General features: G+C 72.2%; 15 protein-coding genes. 5 read left to right on the forward strand and 10 right to left on the reverse strand.

All coding sequences use genetic code 11. The features are described 5' to 3' along the window. The first annotated feature begins 379 nt into the window (after positions 1 to 379). Positions 380 to 1,159 carry a transcriptional repressor LexA gene (lexA, locus tag AB0E88_RS07050; RefSeq protein WP_361625100.1) on the forward strand — a complete coding sequence of 260 codons (780 nt, stop codon included), beginning with the start codon at positions 380 to 382 and terminating at the stop codon, positions 1,157 to 1,159. Positions 1,160 to 1,499: 340 nt separating this feature from the next. On the opposite strand, the gene AB0E88_RS07055 is transcribed toward lexA, so the two are convergent. The 4 genes from AB0E88_RS07055 to AB0E88_RS07070 form a co-directional block, all read right to left on the reverse strand. Further along, positions 1,500 to 3,560, reverse strand: a complete 2,061-nt coding sequence (locus AB0E88_RS07055) for an ATP-dependent DNA helicase (protein ID WP_361625103.1) — start codon at positions 3,558 to 3,560, stop codon at positions 1,500 to 1,502. A gap of 265 nt (positions 3,561 to 3,825) precedes the next feature. Continuing rightward, positions 3,826 to 4,668 carry a GNAT family N-acetyltransferase gene (locus tag AB0E88_RS07060; RefSeq protein WP_361625106.1) on the reverse strand — a complete coding sequence of 281 codons (843 nt, stop codon included), beginning with the start codon at positions 4,666 to 4,668 and terminating at the stop codon, positions 3,826 to 3,828. 109 nt (positions 4,669 to 4,777) lie between these two features. Then, the gene (locus tag AB0E88_RS07065; RefSeq protein ID WP_361625166.1) at positions 4,778 to 6,511 is read right to left on the reverse strand and encodes an IucA/IucC family protein; all 1,734 of its coding nucleotides are present in this window, start codon (positions 6,509 to 6,511) and stop codon (positions 4,778 to 4,780) included. A gap of 404 nt (positions 6,512 to 6,915) precedes the next feature. Next, complete coding sequence (locus AB0E88_RS07070) at positions 6,916 to 8,421, reverse strand: diaminobutyrate--2-oxoglutarate transaminase family protein (RefSeq protein ID WP_361625109.1); 1,506 nt, start codon at positions 8,419 to 8,421, stop codon at positions 6,916 to 6,918. A 446-nt stretch (positions 8,422 to 8,867) separates the two neighbouring features. Between AB0E88_RS07070 and AB0E88_RS07075 the strand changes: the two genes are divergently transcribed. Next, positions 8,868 to 10,097, forward strand: coding sequence for a hypothetical protein (locus AB0E88_RS07075; protein WP_361625112.1), 1,230 nt, complete (start codon positions 8,868 to 8,870; stop codon positions 10,095 to 10,097). Between the two features lie 143 nt (positions 10,098 to 10,240). After that, positions 10,241 to 11,449 (forward strand): hypothetical protein, encoded by a 1,209-nt coding sequence (locus AB0E88_RS07080; RefSeq protein WP_361625115.1) that lies wholly within the window; start codon positions 10,241 to 10,243, stop codon positions 11,447 to 11,449. A gap of 95 nt (positions 11,450 to 11,544) precedes the next feature. Here AB0E88_RS07080 and hflX read toward each other — a convergent pair whose 3' ends face one another. The 6 genes from hflX to miaA all read right to left on the reverse strand — a co-directional run bounded on the left by hflX (position 11,545) and on the right by miaA (position 20,382). After that, a complete protein-coding gene (gene hflX, locus AB0E88_RS07085; RefSeq protein ID WP_361625118.1) occupies positions 11,545 to 13,038 on the reverse strand; it encodes a GTPase HflX in 1,494 nt (497 codons plus the stop codon). A gap of 125 nt (positions 13,039 to 13,163) precedes the next feature. Then, positions 13,164 to 14,675, reverse strand: a complete 1,512-nt coding sequence (locus AB0E88_RS07090; RefSeq protein WP_361625121.1) for a M1 family metallopeptidase — start codon at positions 14,673 to 14,675, stop codon at positions 13,164 to 13,166. Between the two features lie 278 nt (positions 14,676 to 14,953). Then, positions 14,954 to 17,473 (reverse strand): HD domain-containing protein, encoded by a 2,520-nt coding sequence (locus AB0E88_RS07095; protein ID WP_361625124.1) that lies wholly within the window; start codon positions 17,471 to 17,473, stop codon positions 14,954 to 14,956. A gap of 233 nt (positions 17,474 to 17,706) precedes the next feature. Further along, positions 17,707 to 18,576, reverse strand: coding sequence for a diaminopimelate epimerase (gene dapF, locus AB0E88_RS07100; protein WP_361625127.1), 870 nt, complete (start codon positions 18,574 to 18,576; stop codon positions 17,707 to 17,709). A 213-nt stretch (positions 18,577 to 18,789) separates the two neighbouring features. Further along, positions 18,790 to 19,335: a hypothetical protein gene (locus tag AB0E88_RS07105; RefSeq protein WP_361625169.1), complete on the reverse strand. Its 546-nt coding sequence runs from the start codon at positions 19,333 to 19,335 to the stop codon at positions 18,790 to 18,792. Positions 19,336 to 19,443: 108 nt separating this feature from the next. Further along, on the reverse strand, positions 19,444 to 20,382 hold the full coding sequence (gene miaA, locus AB0E88_RS07110; protein ID WP_361625130.1) for a tRNA (adenosine(37)-N6)-dimethylallyltransferase MiaA: 939 nt from the start codon (positions 20,380 to 20,382) through the stop codon (positions 19,444 to 19,446). A gap of 243 nt (positions 20,383 to 20,625) precedes the next feature. On the opposite strand from miaA, the gene AB0E88_RS07115 reads away from it, so the two are divergent. Together AB0E88_RS07115 and AB0E88_RS07120 are read left to right on the forward strand one after the other, a co-directional pair. Further along, the gene (locus AB0E88_RS07115) at positions 20,626 to 20,883 is read left to right on the forward strand and encodes a hypothetical protein (protein ID WP_361625133.1); all 258 of its coding nucleotides are present in this window, start codon (positions 20,626 to 20,628) and stop codon (positions 20,881 to 20,883) included. Between the two features lie 24 nt (positions 20,884 to 20,907). After that, a complete protein-coding gene (locus tag AB0E88_RS07120; RefSeq protein ID WP_361625136.1) occupies positions 20,908 to 21,204 on the forward strand; it encodes an antitoxin in 297 nt (98 codons plus the stop codon). Positions 21,205 to 21,328 lie beyond the last annotated feature (124 nt).

Here is a 21,328-nt window from a genome sequence, read left to right on the forward strand (position 1 = left end):
CCGGCGACACCGGCGCCACGGTGCGACACACCGGGCCGGCACGGGACACGGCGCGGCACGGCCGTATCGTTCCGGCACATCACGGAGATACCGTGGGCGCCGCACGGAGATGGGGTGGGACTCCCGCACAGGGCGGGGCCGGTCCTCGGCGCCCGGGATCCCGGGTGGCAGACTGGTGCGTCACACCATGAGGTCGGCACCCCGGCGGTGAAGAGTACAGCAATGGGGGCTTTTGCCCGTCAGGGGCCGCGTCAGCCATACACCCGGACACACGATCGCGTCACGTGAATCATGGTTTTTCACTCGAACGTGTGTTTGGCGCAACCTTTCGAAAGCAACTACCGTTGTGCTGGCAGGGAGACCACCGAGAGGGGCCGACGTGACCACCACCGCAGACAGCGCCACCATCACCGCCCAGGACCGCTCCCAGGGCCGACTCGAGCCGGTGCATGTGATGAACGAATCCGTGAACCCCGAGGGGCCCAAGCGCTCCCTGCCGGGGCGACCTCCAGGCATCCGGGCCGACAGCTCGGGGCTCACCGATCGCCAGCGCCGGGTGATCGAGGTCATCCGGGACTCCGTGCAGCGCCGGGGCTATCCGCCGTCGATGCGGGAGATCGGCCAGGCGGTCGGCCTGTCCAGCACGTCCTCCGTCGCCCACCAGCTGATGGCGCTGGAGCGCAAGGGCTTCCTGCGCCGCGACCCGCACCGCCCCCGCGCCTACGAGGTACGCGGCTCCGACCAGGCCGCCCCGATCCAGCCGACGGACACCGCGGGCAAGCCGGCCGCGTCGTACGTCCCGCTGGTGGGCCGGATCGCCGCCGGTGGCCCGATCCTCGCCGAGGAATCCGTCGAGGACGTGTTCCCCCTGCCGCGGCAGCTCGTCGGCGACGGTGAGCTGTTTGTGCTCAAGGTCGTCGGTGACTCGATGATCGAGGCCGCCATCTGCGACGGAGACTGGGTCACCGTGCGCCGCCAGCCCGTCGCGGAGAACGGCGACATCGTGGCCGCCATGCTGGACGGTGAGGCCACGGTCAAGCGCTTCAAGCGCGAGGACGGCCACGTCTGGCTCCTGCCGCACAACTCCGCGTACGAGCCGATCCCCGGTGACGACGCGACCATCCTCGGCAAGGTGGTGGCCGTACTGCGCCGCGTCTGAGCGCAGCTGCGACAGACACTTCGGTACGGCCGCGTCGACGCCGCACCGCAGCCGGGCGGGCCTCGCCGACCCGCCGCTCCCTGACTGGGCCCCGGGACCTCTGCGCCGGTTCCGGGGCCCTTGTGCTGCCCTGGTACGACCATCTGCCGGGGCAGCTTGCTCACGTGGCCGCCGCCCGCCTGCTCGACCGGCCGCAGCCCGCACGCTCAAGCGGTTGCGGCCCGCCGGCTCGCGAGGGCGCGGCCCGCCTGCTCGTGAGGGCGCGGTCGGTGGGTCCACGCGGCTCGCATTGCTCGCGAGGTCGCGGCCGGTAGGGGCACGCAGCTCGCTGCCCCCTCGCTCACACCGCTTCGGGCTGCTTGCTCTCCGTCTCGGACGCGCCGCCGGCCGTGTCGGCGTCAGAGCTCGCCGACTCAGCCCCCGAGCTGGCCGTCTCCGCCTGCTTCGCGGCCGCATCGATGGCCGCCAGCGACCTACGGACCTGGTTGCGGTCGGTCGTGTACCAGAAGTCCGGCATGGACGCCTTCAGATAGCTGCCGTAGCGAGCCGTGGCCAGACGCTGATCCAGTACGGCGACCACCCCGCGGTCGCCCGAGGCGCGCACGAGGCGGCCCGCGCCCTGGGCCATCAGCAGTGCCGCATGCGTGGCCGCGACCGCCATGAAGCCATTTCCTCCGCCCTCCTCGACGGCCTTCTGGCGGGCGCTCATCAGCGGGTCGTCCGGGCGCGGGAACGGGATCTTGTCCATGACGACCAGCTGGCAGCTCGGGCCCGGCACGTCGACGCCCTGCCACAGCGAGAGCGTGCCGAACAGGCACGTCTTCGGATCGGCGGCGAAGTTCTTGATCAGCTCACCCAGGGTCTCCTCGCCCTGCAGCAGGATCGGGAACTCCGGGATCCGGCCGCGCAGCTCCTCGGCGGCCAGCTGAGCGGCCCGCATCGAGGAGAACAGTCCGAGGGTGCGGCCGCCGGCGGCCTGGATCAGCTCGGTCAGCTCGTCCAGCATGTCTGCGCGGTCGCCGTCACGCGCGGGCCGCGACAGATGCTTGGCGACGTACAGGATGCCCTGCTTGCGGTAGTCGAACGGCGAGCCGACGTCGACGCCCTTCCACTGCGGGACGTCGTCGCCCTCCGTGCCTTCGGGAGCGAGTCCCAGCGAGGCGCCCACGCCGTTGAAGTCGCCGCCCAGTTTCAGCGTCGCGGAGGTCAGGATCACCGACCGATCGGCGAACAGCTTCTCCCTCAGCAGCCCGGACACCGACATGGGGGCGACGCGCAAGGAGGCGCCGAAGCGGTCGTGCCGCTCGTACCAGACGACGTCCCACTCGGAACCGTTGACGATGCGCTCCGCCACGTCGTGGACGTTCTCCACCGAGGCCAGCGCCTGCTTGCGGACCGCGTCCTCGTCCTGGACGGACTTGTCGCGTGTGGCGCCCATCGCGGAGATCACCGTGCGCGCCGCGTCGCGCAGCGCCATCAGGGCGTATCCGAGGTCCTCCGGGATCTCCTCGAGGCGACCGGGCAGCGCCAGCTCCATCAGCCGCTCGAAGCCCTCCGCGGCGGTCAGCAGCTGATCGGCGGCCTTCTCGTTCACAAGTTTCGCGGCGCGGCGCACGGCACGGTTGACCTGGCCCGGCGTGAGTTCGCCGGTGGCGACGCCAGTGACCCGGGAGACCAGTTCGTGTGCCTCGTCGACGATCAGCACCTCGTGCTGCGGCAGCACGGGAGCGCCTTCGATGGCGTCGATCGCGAGCAGCGCGTGGTTGGTCACGACGACCTCGGCGAGCTTGGCGCGCTCGCGGGCCATCTCGGCGAAGCACTCGGCACCGTAGGCGCACTTCGTGGCGCCCAGACACTCCCGCGAGGAGACCGACACCTGAGCCCAGGCCCGGTCGGAGACGCCCGGGGTGAGATCGTCCCGGTCGCCGCTCTCGGTCTCGTCGGCCCAGTCCCGCAGGCGCAGCAGGTCCTGGCCCAGCTTGCTGGTCGGAGCCGCGGCCTCGAACTGGTCGAAGAGGCCCTCCTCCTCGTCCTGGGGCACGCCCTCGTGCAGACGGTGCAGGCACAGGTAGTTCGACCGGCCCTTGAGCATGGCGAACTCAGGGCGGCGGCGCAGCAGCGGATGCAGCGAGTCAACGGTGCGGGGCAGATCCCGCTCCACCAGCTGGCGCTGCAGGGCGAGGGTGGCGGTCGCCACGACGACCCGCTCACCGTGCGCGAGCGCGGGCACGAGATAGCCCAGGGACTTTCCCGTACCGGTGCCGGCCTGGACCAGCAGATGCGAGCTGTCGTCGATCGCATCGGCGACGGCTTGGGCCATGGCCACCTGGCCAGGACGCTCCGTGCCGCCGACGGCAGCGACCGCGGCGTGCAGAAGTTCGGGAAGAGAGGGCTTCGTCATAGCGCGACCACCCTACGGCTCGGCACTGACAAACGACGGATCGCGGGGGAAACAGGAGACGGGATCAAGGGCGTGGGCGATTCCTGACGAAGGCGACGAAGGCGTGGGCGCTTCCCGGGGAGGGAGTGTGGGCGCTCCGCGGCGAGGAAGCGTGGACACTTCCAGGGGTGGAACCGTGGGCGCTGCCCGGTGAAGAAGAAGTGCCGGGGCGGGAACCAACGGGCGGAGAGGCACGTTCTCCCTGTGACAGTGCTGCTACGCACCGTCACAACAGGCTCCGCAGGGACCGGTCCCGGATCATGAGCGCGGCCCGCTTCCCGGGCAGGTCCACCTCGGCGGAGAACCGGAAACCAGCGTTGAGGAACGCGGCGAGGGAGGGGACATTGCGAACATCGGGTTCCGCGACGACACGAGTGCAGGCCGGACGCCGGTCGAGGACCAGGTCGGCCACGGCTCTGAGCAGAGCGCTGCCGACTCCGCGCCCACGATCGGCGACACCGCCGAGAAGAAGGTGGATACCGGTGTCGTGAGGGCGGGCGGGATAGTGCCGGGCCAGGGGATCGAGGTCAGCCCGGTAGAGCTCCCAGTAGCTCATCGGCGTGCCGTCCAGGACGCCGAGGCAGGGCACGCTGCGCCCGTCACCGGTCAGCTGCGCGGCCAGGTGCGCCTCCGTGACGTCGGCCGGACCGGCCAGTTCCCAGAACGCCGCGACCGCGGGGTCGTTCATCCACCGGCAGATGAGCGGTACGTCCCGGTCGGGCCGGACGGGGACCAACTGGAACTCCCCCGCGGCCGTGGTCGTCGCTCCCCACTCCGCCACCTGGTCGAGCAGGTCGGCACCGGGTAGCGGCAGAGCGGTGCTCCACAGCGGCGGTGTGTCCGGCGCGACCTCGGCTTCCCGCGCCATCTCGGCGACCCGTGCAGCCTCCTCGTCCCGCGACCACTCGGCATCCCGCGCAGCCCCGGCGTAGTGCCCGGCCCCGGCGTCCTGCTCCCCGCTCCCGGGCTCCCCGGCGGTGCGCAGTGCGAGGAAGTCGGCGGGGAGGTGGAGGTCGAGGGTGTCCTCGGAGTCGGCGGTACCGGTCACAAGGGAGTCGGTGGAAGCCACGGCGGCTCTCCTCTCGAGGATCAGGGAGCGGAAGACGGATGACAGAAGACGTGCGGGATTTCAGAGACGAGGGGCGAGAGGCGATGGGAAGGCGGCGAGGGCCGGTGCTTCAGCAGCGAAGGGGGTTGGCGATGGTGACGTAGACGGACTGGGTGTCCACCGGACCGACGAGTTCGTCCAGCCCGTGCAGCCGGGTGAGCAGGTTGGCCTTGCAGCGCAGGGTGGGCGAGTCGAGAAGGCGGTCGGGCAGTGAGCTGCGCAGCCGTGAGGGGCCGGAAGCTGCGGCGTCGAGGAACCTGCGGAAGGCGGCGAGCAGCAGTCGTTCGTCGGCGAGACGCTGCGAGCCGAACGCACCGATCAGGCCGAACACGTTGTTGATCGCGAGGTAGTAGGTGAAGCGCTCATCGGTCACGTCGTCGGTGACGAAGGTGTCGCTGTGCGCGCCGATGCCGGGGAGCAGGGTGTCGAGTTCGGCACGGCGGGACTCGCGGAAGTAGTAGCCCTGGTTGTCCCGGTAACGGCCGCCGATGGGCCAACCGTCGCGGTCCAGCAGGAGCAGCGTGTTCTGCTGATGGGCTTCCAGCGCGACACCGGCCTCGCCGTCCAGCCACAGGACGGGGCGGACGACGTGCTCCAGGTAGCGCAGGAACCACTCGGCGGCGATGGCGACTCGTGGGCGTCCGGTTCGGTGAGCCAGGCGTGTGACCACATCGGCCAGGCGAGAGCCCGGTGCTGAGCCGGCGGACGGCCGGAGAGCGACCAGCCCCGCCATGCATGAGACGTCGTCCGCGGGGGCGAACGGGTTGTGCCGGATCACCACATCGAGTCCGTTGACCGGATGGCCGACCTGGTCGTCGACGGCGAGCCAGGCGGGGTCGCGGACGATGTCGAAGGCAGGGTGCGCGGCATGCCATTGGCGGGCGAGTCCCGAGCGCAGCAGCCGGTGGACCTCGACGCCACGGTGGAGTTCCTTGCGGAGGTTCTCCCGGCGGGAGTTGGTGATGCGCAGGCCCAGGGACAGCTTGAGCATGGCCGGGGCGCCGGATCGGTACAGGGTGCGGACGGAGGAGGTGGGGTGCCACGCGGGGCCGTGGGGGCCGAGGTCGCGCAGCAGGCCGGAGTCGAACAGGTCGGCTGCTTCCGGGCGTTGGCGGACCTCACGGAGCTGCCAGGGGTGCACGGGCAGGGCCGCGTAGCCGTCGGGCAATGGCACGGCGGGGCCGGCGAGCCGGGCGGTGAGCCGGTCGGCGGGAACCACCCGGCCGCGCTCGGTCCAGGCGGAGTCGGTGGCGAGCACGGAAGGGGCGACGGCGATCCAGTGAAGCGGGAGGTAGCCGCCCAACTCGGGTGAGTAGAGGCGCATTTCCGCCTCCGACAGGCCTTCGCGGCTCTTCGGGGTCGGATGCAGCGGATGGCCGAGCGTCAGGGCCTGCTCGGCGGAGAGGAACAGATCCGGCCCGTCAGTCGGGCGGGCGCGGCGTTCGCTGACGAAGGAGGCGGTGCGGCGCACGGAGTCAACGACGCGGGCGACCAGGTCGGTGGCGTCGGCTTCGGCGGTGTCGCCGGTGGTGTGGCACTCCCGGGCGAGCAGGGCGGCGACGGTAACGGCGTCGGCCGGCGGGGACGATTCAGGGGCGTCGGCCGGCCGGGGCGGCCCGAAACGGTGCCAGCCGGTCGGGGACCAGTGGCGGACGGGGACGAGCAGGGCGGTGCCGCTGGCGGGCAGCGGGATGCGCAGGATGGCTCCCGTAGGGGCGGGGACACCGGTCTCGCGGACCCAGCAGCGGAGGAGGTTCTCCACCGCCGCTGCCTGGGCCGCCGTGTGCGGGTCGGGGTGAGCCAACGGGTCCGCCGGCTCGGGCTGGGCTTGCGCGTCGCCGAAGGCCGGGCGGGCGCGGTCCTGCGGGGCGTGGGCGCCGGAGGACACCGGCCGGGGCGCGTCGGTGATCGGCCGCGCGCCGCCGGAGTTCGCCGCCGGCCCGGGGGTGCCGTGCTGCTGTCCGTACGGCGCCCGCTCGCGCCGCGGCCCTCCTTGCTGGGGGACGGAGGCGGCGGCGGGGACGGCCGGCGTGAGCAGGTCGGGGCTGTCGGCGGAGGAGTCGGAAGTGGAGTTCGAGGCGGAGGCAGGGAGGGAGTTCGGGGTGGAGGCGGAGGCAGGGAGGGAGTTCGGGGTGGAGGCGGAGATGGGGTTCAAGGAGGTTCCTCGTGACGTCGTGCGGTGAGGGGGTGCGCGGTCCGGTAGGACGGTCAGCCCGTCTGTGGGCTGTGTGCGCCGCGCTGCTCGCTGTACTGGTCGCGCTCCTGGGCGGTCGGTGCCGTACGGGCGGCTGCCGCCACCGCGTCGGCGAGGCGGTCGAGGACCGCGGCGGCCTGTTCGTCGGTGATCGTCAGGGGTGGGAGCAGCCTGACGACGCTGGCGTGCCGGCCACCGAGTTCGACGATCAGTCCGCGGTGCAGGCACTCGCGCTGGACGGCGGCGGCAAGCCGGGGGGACGCCGGGCGAGGGCGCCGGGCGGATTCCGTGCGGGGGTGTGGCACGGGAACGGCGTCCGGAGCGAGTCCGCCCCCGTCCGACGTGTCCCCCACGACGCCGCCCTCCACGACGCCGCTCCCCACGACGCCGCCCTCCACGACGTCCGCCTCCGGCTCGACCATCTCCATCCCGATCATCAGCCCCCGCCCGCGCACGTCTCCCACGCAGGCGAACTCGTCGCCGAGTCGCCGAAGGTGGGTCAGCATCCGGGCACCCAAGGCGGCCGCGCGTTCGGAGAGGCCGTGGCGGCGGACGTAGGCGAGCGTCGCCGTGCCCGCGGCCATGGCGAGCTGGTTGCCGCGGAAGGTGCCGGCGTGGGCACCGGGTTGCCAGACGTCGAGGTCGTCGCGGTACACCACGACTGCCAGGGGGAGGCTGCCGCCGATGGCCTTGGACAGGACCATGACGTCGGGGGTGATGCCGCTGTGCTCCACGGCCCAGAAGGCGCCGGTGCGGCCGACCCCGGTCTGGACCTCGTCGGCGATCAGCGGGATGGACCGGGCGGCGGTGATCTCGCGGACGCGCCGCAGCCAGGTGTCGGGCGCGGGGATGACACCGCCCTCGCCCTGGACGGGTTCGACGATCAGCCCCGCCGGGCGCGGAACACCGGACTTGGGGTCGTCGAGCACGGACTCGGCCCAGCGGGCGGCGAGTTCGGCACCCGCCTCTCCTCCGACGCCGAAGGGACAGCGGTAGTCCTGCGGATACGGCAGACGGGTCACGTCGGCGCCGTGCCCGGTCAGGTCAGTGGCGTGGCCGGAGACCTCCTGGGCCCCTCTCGTCATGCCGTGGTAGGCACCGGTGAAGGTGAGGATTCCTGCGCGGCCGGTCGCGGTGCGGACGAGTTTGAGCGCGGCTTCCACGGCGTCGGTGCCGGCCGGTCCGCAGAATTGGACACGGGCACGGCCGGCGAGGCCGGGCGGCAGGGTGCCGAGCAGTTCGGTGACGAAGGCGTCCTTGACGGGGGTGGCGAGGTCGAGCGCGTGCAGCGGAGCGCCGGAGTCCAGGACGTCCCGGATCGCCTCCAGGACGACGGGATGGTTGTGGCCGAGGGCGAGAGTTCCGGCGCCGGACAGGCAGTCGAGGTAGCGGCGTCCATCGGCCCCCTCGATGGTGAGGCCGCGGGCCCGTACCGGCACGATCGGCAGGGCACGCGCGTAGGTGCGTGCCGCCGACTCGCGTGCCGACTGCCGTCGCAGGATCCCCTCGGTGACGCCCACGGCTTGCTCTCCTCCCGCCAACCGGAGGCGAGTTGTCGCTCACAGGCTGTGCCCCGCCCCCTCACCCGGTATGCCGGAGCCGGACGGCGGCACACCGCAGCCCCGGGCCCCACCGCTACCAACAGCGCACCGCCGCACTGGTTACGGGTGGCGCGGCACCCCGCGGACGTCACCGCACACCGCGGAGGGCCGGACTCCCTGCGGAAGACATCGCGGAAGACACAGCGGAAGACATCCCGGAAGGCGGCGCGGACGACGCCGCGGCTCCGGTCGGACGACGTGCCCCCGTTGACCGTCTGTAGCCGAACCGTTGCCGTTCCACCGGAAGTCCCCCACAGCGAGCGCATAGTGTGTGATCCCGTTCCGGACGCCGTGCGCACGCCCCGAGCAGCGAAGAGGTGCAGTGGCACGGCGGCAGTACGTCCATCCCAGGGGGAGTCAGCAGCATGCGATCCATACGGCCGTCGTTCACCGTTCGCCGGGAGGGAGGCGCACGCCGCGGAGCATCCCCCAGGCTGGCCGCGCTGGCCCTCGTCTCGGCGCTGGCCCTCACCGCGACCGCCTGTGAGGGAGGCGACGACAACGCCGACGGCCGGCCCACCACGGCCGCGACCGCTTCCGCGGCCGGCGACACGAAGATCAAGATCCCGGACGATCTGAAGAACCGGCTCAGGGAGCACGGGATCGATCTCGACAAGTGGAAGAACGGCGCCTGGAAGAACTGGGACAGGGACCAGTGGCTGCGCGAGGCGCAGGACTACATCAACCCGATCATCAAGGGACTGTGGGACCCGGACCGGATGCGGGGCGCCCAGGACCCGGACAAGAGTGTCGACGACAACGACCTCTCCGGTGACCAGGGCGTCACCGACCCGACTCCGGCGCCCGTGCAGGCCAAGGCCGTCTCGCCGAAGTACCACGCCAACGCGCCCGAGGCCGGCAAGGTGTTCTTCGACTCGCCCGAGGGCACGATGGTGTGCTCGGCGACGGTGGTGAAGGACCCGGCCCACCCGGGCAAGTCCAACCTGGTGTGGACGGCCGGGCACTGCGTCCACGCGGGCAAGAAGGGCGGCTGGTACCGCAACATCGCGTTCGTGCCGTCGTACAACGACTCCGGCGAGTCGGTCGCCCAGTTGCAGAACGCCACCCGGCAGGAGGTCGCTCCGTACGGCGTGTGGTGGGGTGACTGGGCGCAGACCTCGGACCAGTGGATCGAGCAGGGCGGCGAGACCGGCGGTGACGGGGCGTCGTACGACTACGCGGTGATCCATGTGACGCCGGAGCAGGGCAACGGCGGCAAGTCGCTGGAGGAGACGGTCGGTTCCGCGCTGCCGGTCGACTTCGACGCCCCGGCCGTACCGAAGGTCGAGAGCCTGACGGCGACCGGCTACCCGGCGGCGAAGCCGTACGACGGGCAGAAGCTGTACCAGTGCCAGGACAAGCCCGGGCGGCTGTCGCTGAACACGACCGATCCGACGATGTACCGCATCGGCTGCACGATGACCGGCGGTTCCTCGGGCGGCGGCTGGGTCGCGCAGGGCTCGGACGGCAAGCCGGCGCTGGTGTCCAACACCTCGATCGGCCCGGTGACGTCCGGCTGGCTGGCCGGTCCGCGACTGGGCAAGGTCGCCAAGGGCGTGTACGACGCGGTGAGCAAGAAGTACGCCGGGCAGTAACGGCGTGCCGAGGGTGAGCGGCGGTGGGGTCCCTGGAGAACCTTCACGCTCTCGCCGCGGTTCGCCCTCATCCGTCCGTGCATGATGACAGCGCTCCACTCATTTCGGCTCGACGACAGCACTTCAACGGGGGTACACGCACCATGCGTTCCACGTCAGCACGCACCACCACGCCACGCGGACGGCGTCGCCGTACGGCGCTCGCCGCCGCCGGCGTCGTCGCGGCCCTGGCGCTCACCGCGACCGCCTGCAACGGTTCCGACGACGACAAGGCGAGCGGCACGCCCGGCGCCGACGCCAGCCAGGCCGCGGACCCGGGGCAGGTGAAGGTTCCGGCCGATCTGGCCGACAAGCTCAAGAAGCACGGCATAGACGTCGACCAGTGGAAGAACGGCGGCTGGAAGAACTGGGACAGGGACAAGTGGCTCAGTGAGGCCAAGGACTTCGTCAACCCGGTGATCCAGGGCCTGTGGAAGCCGGAGCGGATGAAGTCCGCGAAGGAGGCCGACAAGACGGTCACCGCCAAGGACGCGCCGGCCGACCAGGGCGTCAGCGACCCGGAGCCCGCCCCGGTCCAGGCCCAGCCGGAGAAGCTGCCGTACCACGAGAACGCGGCGCCGGTCGGCAAGGTCTTCTTCGACTCCCCCGAGGGCTCGATGGTCTGCTCGGGCACGGTGGTCAAGGACGTGAACCACCCCGGCAAGTCCAACCTGGTGTGGACCGCCGGCCACTGTGTGCACGCCGGCGGCAGCGGCGGCTGGTACCGCAACATCGCCTTCGTGCCCGCCTACAACGACCTGGGCAAGTCCGACGCCCAGCTGGCGAACGCGCCCGCGCAGGAGGTCGCTCCGTACGGCGCCTGGTGGGCGGACTGGGCCTCCACGTCCAACCAGTGGATCCAGGGCGGCTCGGAGACGGGCGGCGCCGGTGCCGCGTACGACTACGCGGTGCTGCACGTGAAGCCGGAGCACGGCGCGAAGTCGCTGGAGGAGACGGTCGGCGCCGCGCTGGACGTGGACTTCTCCGCGCCGTCCGCGCGCCAGGCGGGCACCATGGGCGCCTGGGGTTACCCGGCGGCGCCGCCGTACAACGGGCTGAAGATGTTCAAGTGCCTCGACCGGCCCGGGCGTTTCTCGCTGTCCCCGTCGCTGCCGAACATGTACCGCATCGGTTGCACCATGACCGGTGGCAGCTCCGGCGGCGGCTGGTTCCGGGTGGTCGACGGCCGGACCAAGCTGGTGTCGAACACCTCCATCGGCCCGACCGACAACACCTGGCTGGCCGGTCCGCAGCTGGGTCCGGAGGCCGAGGCGCTGTACCAGAACATGAGCAAGACGTACGGCGGCCAGTGAGCCGCGGGTGACACCACGACGAAGGCCCGCCCCCTCGCAGGGGGCGGGCCTTCGGGCGTTACTCGTCCGTCGCGCCTTTCGCGGCGGCCGGGATGTCAGGCGGCCGGTGCCGGGACGTACGGCGCGAGGTCGGCGGCCAGTTCCTCGTGCACCCGCACCTTGAGCAGGGTGCCCTCCGCGGTGTGCTCCTCGGAGATCACCTCGCCCTCGTCGTGGGCGCGGGCGACCAGCTTGCCGTGGGTGTAGGGCAGGAGCACCTCGATCTCGACGGACGGCCGGGGCAGTTCCGCGTCGATCATGGCGAGCAGCTGGGCGATGTTCTGACCGGTGCGGGCCGAGACGGCGATGGAGTGCTTCTCCACCCGCAGCAGCCGCTGGAGCACCAGCGGGTCCGCCGCGTCCGCCTTGTTGACCACGACGATCTCGGGTACGCCGGTGGCGCCGACGTCCCGGATCACCTCGCGGACCGCTGCCAGCTGCTCCTCCGGGTTCGGGTGCGACCCGTCCACCACGTGCAGGATCAGGTCGGACTCGCCGACCTCCTCCATGGTGGAGCGGAACGCCTCGACCAGGTGGTGGGGCAGATGGCGCACAAAGCCCACGGTGTCGGCCAGCGTGTAGAGCCGGCCGCTCGGGGTCTGCGCCCGGCGCACGGTGGGATCCAGGGTCGCGAACAGCGCGTTCTCGACCAGGACGCCCGCGCCGGTGAGGCGGTTGAGCAACGAGGACTTGCCGGCGTTGGTGTAGCCCGCGATGGCGACGGACGGCACCTTGTGGCGCTTGCGTTCCTGGCGCTTGATCTCGCGGCCGGTCTTCATCTCCGCGATCTCCCGGCGCATCTTCGCCATCTTCTCGCGGATCCGGCGCCGGTCAGTCTCGATCTTGGTCTCACCGGGACCACGGGTGGCGAGGCCGCCGCCCTTGCCGCCGCCCATCTGACGGGACAGCGACTGACCCCAGCCGCGCAGCCGCGGCAGCATGTACTGCATCTGCGCGAGCGCGACCTGCGCCTTGCCCTCGCGGGACTTGGCGTGCTGGGCGAAGATGTCGAGGATCAGGGCCGTACGGTCGATGACCTTGACCTTGACGACGTCCTCGAGGTGGATCAGCTGACCCGGGCTGAGTTCACCGTCGCAGATGACGGTGTCCGCACCCGTCTCCAGGACGATGTCGCGCAGCTCCTCGGCCTTGCCGGAACCGATGTAGGTCGCCGCGTCGGGCTTGTCGCGGCGCTGGATGACGCCGTCGAGCACGAGCGCACCCGCGGTCTCCGCGAGGGCGGCCAGCTCGGCCAGCGAGTTCTCCGCGTCGTCGACGGTCCCCGAGGTCCAGACGCCGACGAGCACGACCCGCTCCAGGCGGAGCTGGCGGTACTCGACCTCGGTGACGTCCTCGAGCTCGGTGGAGAGGCCCGCCACACGGCGCAGAGCCGCGCGCTCGGAGCGGTCGAACTGGTCGCCGTCCCGGTCTCCGTCGATCTCGTGGCTCCAGGCGACGTCCTCTTCCATCAGGGCATCGGCCCGAAGTCCTTCGGGGTAGGTGTGCGCGAGGCGCTTGGTGGCCTGGGAAGAGGAAGAAGAGGAGGTCATTGGGTCCTTACGTCGATGGTGATGCCGTCAAAGGTCACAACGCGCGAGGACCCCGGGAGATTCCCGTGTCCCACGACTCGGCGACCTGACGATGTTCGCACGGAACGGCCCGTCTCGTCACCGGCTTATTTGTCCGCTGTCTTCCTGTCCGCCGTCTTCTGCGAGATCCCCGCTTTCCCTGGTGCCGCCGACTTCCAGTCCGGGTGCCCGGGCATCGGCGGGGTCTTCGTGCCGTACAGCCACCCGTCGAAGAATCCGCGCAGGTCACGGCCTGCGATGCCGGAGGCCAGGTGGATGAAGTCGGCCGTGGTCGCGCTGCGGTCGCGGTGGTTCTGCACCCAGACGCGTTCCAGGCGCTCGAAGGCGGGCCGGCCGATCTCCTGGCGCAGGGCGTACAGGGCCAGCGCGGCCCCGTCGTAGATGTTGGCCCGGAAGATGCCGATCTTCTGGCCGGCCTGCGGCGGCTTGGGGGCGGCGGGCGGCCCGCCGGCCGCGCGCCAGCGGTCGGAGGCGGCGTACGCGGCCTTCATGCGTGCCTCCATCGGCTTGTGCGCCTTCTCCTCGGCGTACAGCGCCTCGTACCAGGTGGCGTGCCCCTCGTTGAGCCAGACGTCGGACCAGGTCCGGGGGCTGACGCTGTCGCCGAACCACTGGTGCGACAGCTCGTGCACCATGATCGACTCGACGTACCAGGCCGGGTAGGCGGGCTCGGTGAACAGGTCCCGCTCGAAGAGGGAGAGCGTCTGCGTCTCCAGCTCGAAACCGGTCGCGGCCTGGGCCATGAGCAGCCCGTACGTCTCGAACGGGTAGCGCCCGACCTTGCTCTCCAGCCAGGCGATCTGGTCCGGGGTCTTCTTCAGCCACGGCTCCAGGACCTTGCGGTCCTTGCTGGGCACGACGTCCCGCACGGGCAGGCCGTGCGGACCGTCGCGGTGCAGGACGCTCGAGCGGCCGATGGACACCTGCGCCAGCTCGGTGGCCATCGGGTGCTGCGTGCGGTACGTCCAGGTGGTGGACCCGCCGGCCCGGTCGACCGTGGTGGGCAGCCCGTTCGCGACGGCGGTGTAGCCGTTGGGCGCGGTCACCCGGAAGGTGAACATCGCCTTGTCGGACGGGTGGTCGTTGCACGGGAAGACCAGGTGGGCGGCGTCGGCCTGGTTGGCCATGGCGAGGCCGTCCGCCGTGCGCACCCAGCCGCCGTCGCGGCCCTGGACCGGCCTCGGGTCACTGGTGTGCCGGACGGTGATCCGCGTCCAGCTGCCCGGCGCGAGCGGCCGCTGCGGGGTGACGACCAGGTCCTCACCGGCCTTGGCGAAGGTGGCGGGACGGCCGTCGACCTCCACGGAGGACACCGTGCCGTGCGCGAAGTCCAGGTTCAGCGTGTCGAGGGCTTCGGTGGTCCACGCGTCGATGGTGGTGACCGCCTGGAGGGGCTTGTCGTTGCTGCCGGGATAGGTCAGGGACAGGTCGTACGACGCGACGTCGTACCCCGGGTTGCCGAGGTTGGGGAAGAGGCGGTCGCCGACGCCGAGCGGGGCGGCCGGGGCGCTCGCGGCGACGAGGCAGGTGGAGACGGCGGAGGCGAGCAGCGCCGTCTTCAGGCGCCGGGTGGTCTTCGTACGGGGGGTGCGCGGCATGGAACACCGCTACCAGCGCACGCGCGCGTGGCGGCGACGGCGCGCGCCCGGCCCACCCGAAAGAGGGGCACGCCGGTCGCCGGGCGGAGGTGCGGGCGGCCTCGGATCACGGGGGGGGTGCGGGGCGAGCAGGGGCCGACGCGCGGAGGTGCGGGCGGGCTCGGATCGACGGCGCGGGGCGCGGGCAGGCGCGGGTCGACACCGTGAGGCACGGCGGGCTCAGTTCGACGACGGGAGGCGCGGGCCGGCTCGGATCGACGTGGGCAGTGCGGCGAGGTTCAGATCGACGGCGGGGCGTGGTGCTGGGCGCGGTCCACGTCGTAGACACCGGGGACGTTGCGCATGGCACGCATGAGCGCGGGCAGGTGGGCGGCGTCCGGCAGCTCGAGCGTGTAGGTGTGGCGGACGCGTTGCTGCGTCGGGGGCTCGACGGTCGCGGAGACGATCTCGGCGCCTTCGAGCGCGATGGCCTCGGTGAGGTCGGCCAGGAGGTGCGGGCGGCCGAACGATTCGGCGACCAGGGTCACCCGGCATGCCGTGGTCTCGCCCCAGCGCACGTCGACCTCCGCACGCCCCCCGCCGCGCATGCGCGCCACGGCAGCACACCCCACGCGATGCACCGTGACGGATCCACCGCGCACGGCGAAACCGGTGATCTCGTCGGGCGGTACGGGGGTGCAGCAGCGGGCCAGCCGTGCGCTGGCCCCGTCACGGCCGAGGACCGTCACATCGGCGGCACGGGGGCGCGCGGCACGCGGGTGCGACGCGCGGCGTGCGCCGGTGGTCGGCCGCTCCTCGGCGAGGCCGTCGCGCTCGGCGCCGGACCCGTTCCCGGTGTGGCGAGGTCCGGCGGCGGGTGCTGCGGAGCCTTCGTACGGCAGGTCCGCCGGAGCAGAGCCGGTGACGCGTACGGCGTTCGCCACCGGGCGAACACCGGCCTTGCTCGCAAGGGCGGGCGGCTGAAGCTGTGCGCCCCCATCACGATCTCCCGCGCCCGTTGCGCCCCCGGCGCATCCGTACGCGCCGGACGCTCCAGCACGCGCCGGGCGCACGCCGGGCGCATCGGCGCTCGCGGCGCCCTGATCCGCGCCTCCGCGCTGTGACTCCCGTGTCTCTTCTGCACCCGGTGCCTCCGCCGCATCGTCGGCGCCGTGGCTTTCCGGGCCGGGGTGCGACGCCAGCCACCGCTGGATCGCGATCCGTGCCGCCGGCGTGCGCGCGTATTCCAGCCACTCCCGTGACGGCTCCGAGGCGGGGTCCTGGCCCATGAGCGGCTCGACGGTGTCGCCGTCACGCAGCACCGTGCCCAGCGGCGCGAGCAGCCCGTTGAGCCGGGCTCCGATGCAGGCGTGGGCGTCCTCGCCGTACTGCGCATAGGCGGCGTCCACACAGGTCGCGCCCTCGGGCAGGCCGATCGGGCCGCCGTCGGGCCGGAAGACGGTGATCTCCCGGTCCTGGGCGAGGTCCTCGCGCAGGGTCGTCCAGAAGGTGTCGGGGTCGGGTGCGGCCCGCTGCCAGTCCAGGAGCCGGGAGAGCCAGCCGGGCCGGGTGGGGTCGGCGCGCTCCCCGTCGGGCGGGGACTGGTCGTCCGACGGCTGCGCGTACGGGTTGCCGAGGGCGACGACGCCGGCCTCGGCGACCTTGTGCATCTGGTGCGTGCGGATCAGGACTTCGGCGACCTGGCCGTCGGCGCGGGCGACCGCCGTGTGCAGGGACTGGTACAGGTTGAACTTGGGTACGGCGATGAAGTCCTTGAACTCCGAGACGACCGGCGTCATACAGGTGTGCAGCTCACCCAGCACCGCGTAACAGTCGGCGTCCTCGTTGACCAGCACGAGGAGGCGGCCGAAGTCGGCTCCGCGCAGCTGACCGCGTTTGCGGGCGATGCGGTGCACGGAGACGAAGTGGCGGGGACGGATGAGGACTTCGGCCGGGATGTCGGCCTCGCGCAGCACCCTGCGCGCCTCGTCGGCGATCTCGGCGAGCGGGTCGTCGGTGCGGGCCGCGTTGTCGACGATCAACTCGCGGGTGTGCTCGTACTCCTCGGGGTGGAGGATCGCGAAAACCAGGTCCTCCAGTTCGGTCTTGAGGGCCTGGACGCCGAGGCGTTCGGCGAGCGGGATGAGCACGTCTCGGGTCACGCGCGCGATGCGGGCCTGTTTCTCGGGGCGCATCACACCGAGGGTGCGCATGTTGTGCAGCCGGTCGGCGAGTTTGATCGACATCACGCGGACGTCGTTGCCGGTGGCGACGAGCATCTTGCGGAAGGTCTCCGGTTCCGCGGCGGCGCCGTAGTCGACCTTCTCCAACTTGGTGACGCCGTCGACCAGATAACGCACCTCCTCGCCGAACTGCTCGCCCACCTGATCGAGCGTCACATCCGTGTCCTCGACGGTGTCGTGCAGCAGGGAGGCGGTCAACGTCGTGGTCTCCGCGCCGAGTTCGGCGAGGATCAGGGTGACCGCGAGGGGGTGGGTGATGTAGGGCTCGCCGCTCTTGCGCATCTGGCCGCGGTGCGAGGACTCGGCCAGCACATAGGCGCGCCGCAGGGGTTCGAGGTCGGCGTCGGGGTGGTGGGCGCGGTGGGCGTCGACGACATGGCTGATGGCGTCGGGCAGCCGGTCGCGGGCGGCGGGGCCGAGCAGCGCGGCCCGGCCCAGGCGGCGCAGGTCGATGCGGGGGCGGGCCTTGCGGCGCGGGGAAGGCGGCGCGCCCTGCTCGAGCGCCGCGGTGGAAGCGGGTGCGACCTGGCCTGTCACCGGGCCTGGGGTCGCAGGGTTCGTGGCCTCCGCACTCATGGGCACCTCCGGCTGCGTGGACCGGCGGACGGGGTGCCCCAGGGCGGACACGGCTCAGGGGAGGGCGACTCCCCCGTCCGAGCCGGTGCTTGATGCTACCGAGCCCACCACGCGCGTTTGACCGCCTCTCGGCGAGCGTGAAACGGATCACCCATTCGAGCGACGGTCGACGGGTTTGCGGCGTGGCGTCAACCGCTGTCCGGGCGGTACCGCGCCGGCGGCCGCGGAAGGTGTCAGCCGAGCGCGCCGCGCAGCCACTCCGCGTCGATCTCGCCCTCCGCGACGATCACCGCGGGGCCGGTCATCTCGATCTCGCCGTCGGGGCGCTCGGTGATCACGAGTCGTCCGCCGGGGACGTCCACGGTGTACGTCGCCGGGGTGCCGGTGGCGGCCGGGTCGGCGCCGTCACGGCGGGCGGTGGCGACGGCGACGGCGCACGCGCCCGTGCCGCACGAGCGGGTCTCGCCGGAGCCGCGCTCGTGCACGCGCATGGCGACGTGCCGCTCGCCGCGGTCGACGACGAACTCGACGTTCACGCCGTCCGGGTAGGCGGAGGCCGGGCTGAACGGCGGCGGCGCGTACAGGTCGCCCGCGTGCGCCAGGTCGTCGACGAAGGCGACGGCGTGCGGGTTGCCCATGTTGACGTTGCGCGCGGGCCAGCTGCGCTCGCCGACGCTGACCGTGACCTCACCCGCGGGCAGGACCGCCTTGCCCATGCCGACGGTGATGTCGCCGTCCTTGGCGATGTGCACGCGCTTCACGCCCCCGCGCGTGGCGACGGCCAGGTCGCCCTCGTCGGCGTAGCCGGCGTGCTGGAGGTAGCGCGCGAACACGCGCACGCCGTTGCCGCACATCTCGGCGATCGAGCCGTCGCCGTTGCGGTAGTCCATGAACCACTCGGCCTCGGCGGCCATCGCCTTCGCCTCGGGATGCGCCGCGGACCGCACGACGTGGAGCACTCCGTCGCCGCCGATGCCCGCGCGGCGGTCGCACAGGGCGGCGACGGCGGCCGGGGAAAGGTCGAGGGCGTTCTCCGGGTCCGGGACGATCACGAAGTCGTTCTCGGTGCCGTGACCCTTGAGGAAGGCGATCCGCGTGCTCATGCCTCGATCGTACGGGAGGGCTCCGCCAGGGCGCGGACGGGAGGCGGGGCAGGTGAGGGGCGGTGCGGGCGGGCCGGCGGCGGTCCGCGCTCGCTCGGGCGACGGTTACGTGCCTGCTCGGCCTGCCTGGTGCGGCTCAGCGGAGTGAGTTCGCGCGACCTGCGCTGCGGGGAGCGGGGCGCTTGCGCCGGGGCGCGTTCACACCGGCCGCGCTCAGCGCAGCCGCGCCACCCGCCACACCGCGAGCGTCACGACGACGGCCACCAGAAGGACGTACCCGAGCACGACCCGCCAGTCCGGGCGGCGGCCCGAGCCGCGGGGCGGCAGGCCCGGCCAGGTGTAGCCCACGCGCCGGGCGGCCATCATGCCCCAGCCGGCCGCACAGGAGCAGATCAGCAGCCCCAGCATGGCGATGACGGCCCCGCTGTCGCCGAAGTCGAAGGCCAGCGGGAAGGCGAACATCAGAGAGCCGCTCGCGGCGAGCGCGACGATCGGCGCGAGCTGCCACAGCCGCAGCCGGCGCTGCGGGCGCAGCTCGACCTCGACCTCGGGCCCGCCCGCGAACATCTCTTCCGGTTCCGGACCGTCCGCGGTGACGCCGCCCTGGGTGTCGTCGAGGCCGTCCGGGTCCAGCGGGTCCCCGTCCGGGCCCGGACGGTCGCCGTCGAGGCCCGAACCGCTTGCACCCTGCGGCTCTTCACCCCTGTCGGTGGTGACGGGCTCGGTGTCTTGTGCGGTGTCGCGAGGGCCGGCCTCCATCGCCACGCGCCCTCCCAACTCGGACTCCACTTGGTCGATCGAAGCTCGATGATGGCACGGCGCCGGAGGCCGGGATGACGGCCTGGGCGTCCCGATGCCATGACGTGATCAGGCTGTAACCGGTCGTTCGATCAACGCCAGCGCGAGCCGCGGAAGTTCCCCGAGGTCCGCCGCGGCCCCACTGAGCCAGTGCACCCGCGGGTCGCGCCGGAACCACGAATCCTGGCGGCGCGCGAAGCGCTTGGTGGCACGGACGGTCTCGGCCCGCGCCTCCTCGAGCGTGCACTCCCCGGCGAGCGCCGTGAGCACCTGCTGGTAGCCCAGGGCGCGCGACGCCGTACGCCCCTCGCGCAGGCCCTGTGCCTCCAGCGCGCGCACCTCGTCCACGAGCCCGGCCTCCCACATCCGGTCGACCCGGCGCGCGATGCGCTCGTCGAGTTCGGGGCGGGCGACGTCGACACCGATCTGCACGGTGTCGTAGACCGAGTCGTGCCCGGGGAGGTTCGCCGTGAAGGGCTTGCCGGTGATCTCGATCACCTCGAGCGCCCGGACGACCCGGCGTCCGTTGCTGGGCAGAATCGCCCGCGCGGCCTCGGGGTCGGCCGCGGCCAGCCGGGCGTGCAGGGCGCCGGAGCCGCGCAGCGCCAGCTCCTCCTCCAGGCGGGCCCTGACCTCGGGGTCGGTGCCGGGGAACTCCAGGTTGTCGACGGCGCCGCGGACGTAGAGGCCGGAGCCGCCGACCAGGATCGGCCAGCGGCCGGCGGCGAGGAGTTCGTCGATCCGGCTGCGGGCGAGCCGCTGGTACTCGGCGACGGAGGCGGTGACGGTCACGTCCCAGATGTCGAGGAGGTGGTGCGGCACCCCGGCGCGCTCCTCGTGCGTCAGCTTGGCGGTGCCGATGTCCATCCCTCGGTACAGCTGCATGGAGTCGGCGTTGACGACCTCGCCGCCGAGTTGCCGGGCGAGAAAGACGCCGAGGTCGGATTTGCCGGCTGCCGTGGGACCGACGACGGCGATGACGCGGGGGGCGGGAGGTGCGCTGCTCACCGCACCAGTTTCGCAAACCCCGGACCCTGTCCTCGAACGAGTTACGTGACGCGGTCCGGCCGAGGTCGTTGCCACCTTGCGAGATCCCGTCACCGATTCGTCAGGAGCGGTGATCCCGGTGGCGCAATCGGACGCACCGGGCCACGCGGAATTTCGCCCGGACGAGTACCGTATGGAGTTGATATGGGCGTTTTTACGAAACTTTTTCGGAGGTCGGAGACCACGGCGGCGGCCGAGCAGGCCGTGAACGAGCCCCCCGCCGACGAGGCCGAGGCGGCGGAGTCCGTGGAAGCCACCGGAACCGCGGAGGCGACGGAAGCAGCGGAAGCCACGGAGGCGACCGAGGCAACGGACGCGACCGAGGCCGTCGAAGTGGCGGAGCCCGGGGCGGGCGAGGTCGGCGAGAAGGGCGAGGAGCACGCGGAGACCGCCGGTATCCCCCAGCAGCAGTCCGCCGAAGCGGCCGCCGACAGCGCGGCCGGTGAGGGCGCCCACACGTAACTGTCCCGCCAGGGAAGGTGGACCATGGGTCTGATGGACAATCTGAAAGCCAAGCTCGGCCCGGCCATGGACAAGGTGTCGGACCTCGCGCAGCAGCACGGGGACAAGGTCCAGCACGGCATCGACCGGGCCGCGAAGGTCGTCGACGAGAAGACCAAGGGCAAGTACAGCGACAGGATCCAGACGGGCACGGGCAAGGCGAAGGACGCCATGGACCGGCTCGCGCACAAGGGCGACGGCGCCGCGGCCGACGGCGGCGCGGCCACCCCGCCGACCCCTCCCCCGGCCTCCCCGCCGCAGGGCCCGCCGCCCACCTCCTGACCCCGGCCCGCCTGCCCCGGCCCGCCGCGGCCGGGGGCGTCAGGGCCCCGGCCGCAGCGCATGACGGACGGGGGCGCCCCCCCCCCCCGCGCGGGCCGCCCCGGCGCCCCACGCGACGGCCGGC

The sequence above is a fragment of the Streptomyces sp. NPDC028635 genome, assembly GCF_040637635.1.
Classification (GTDB): Bacteria; Actinomycetota; Actinomycetes; order Streptomycetales; family Streptomycetaceae; genus Streptomyces.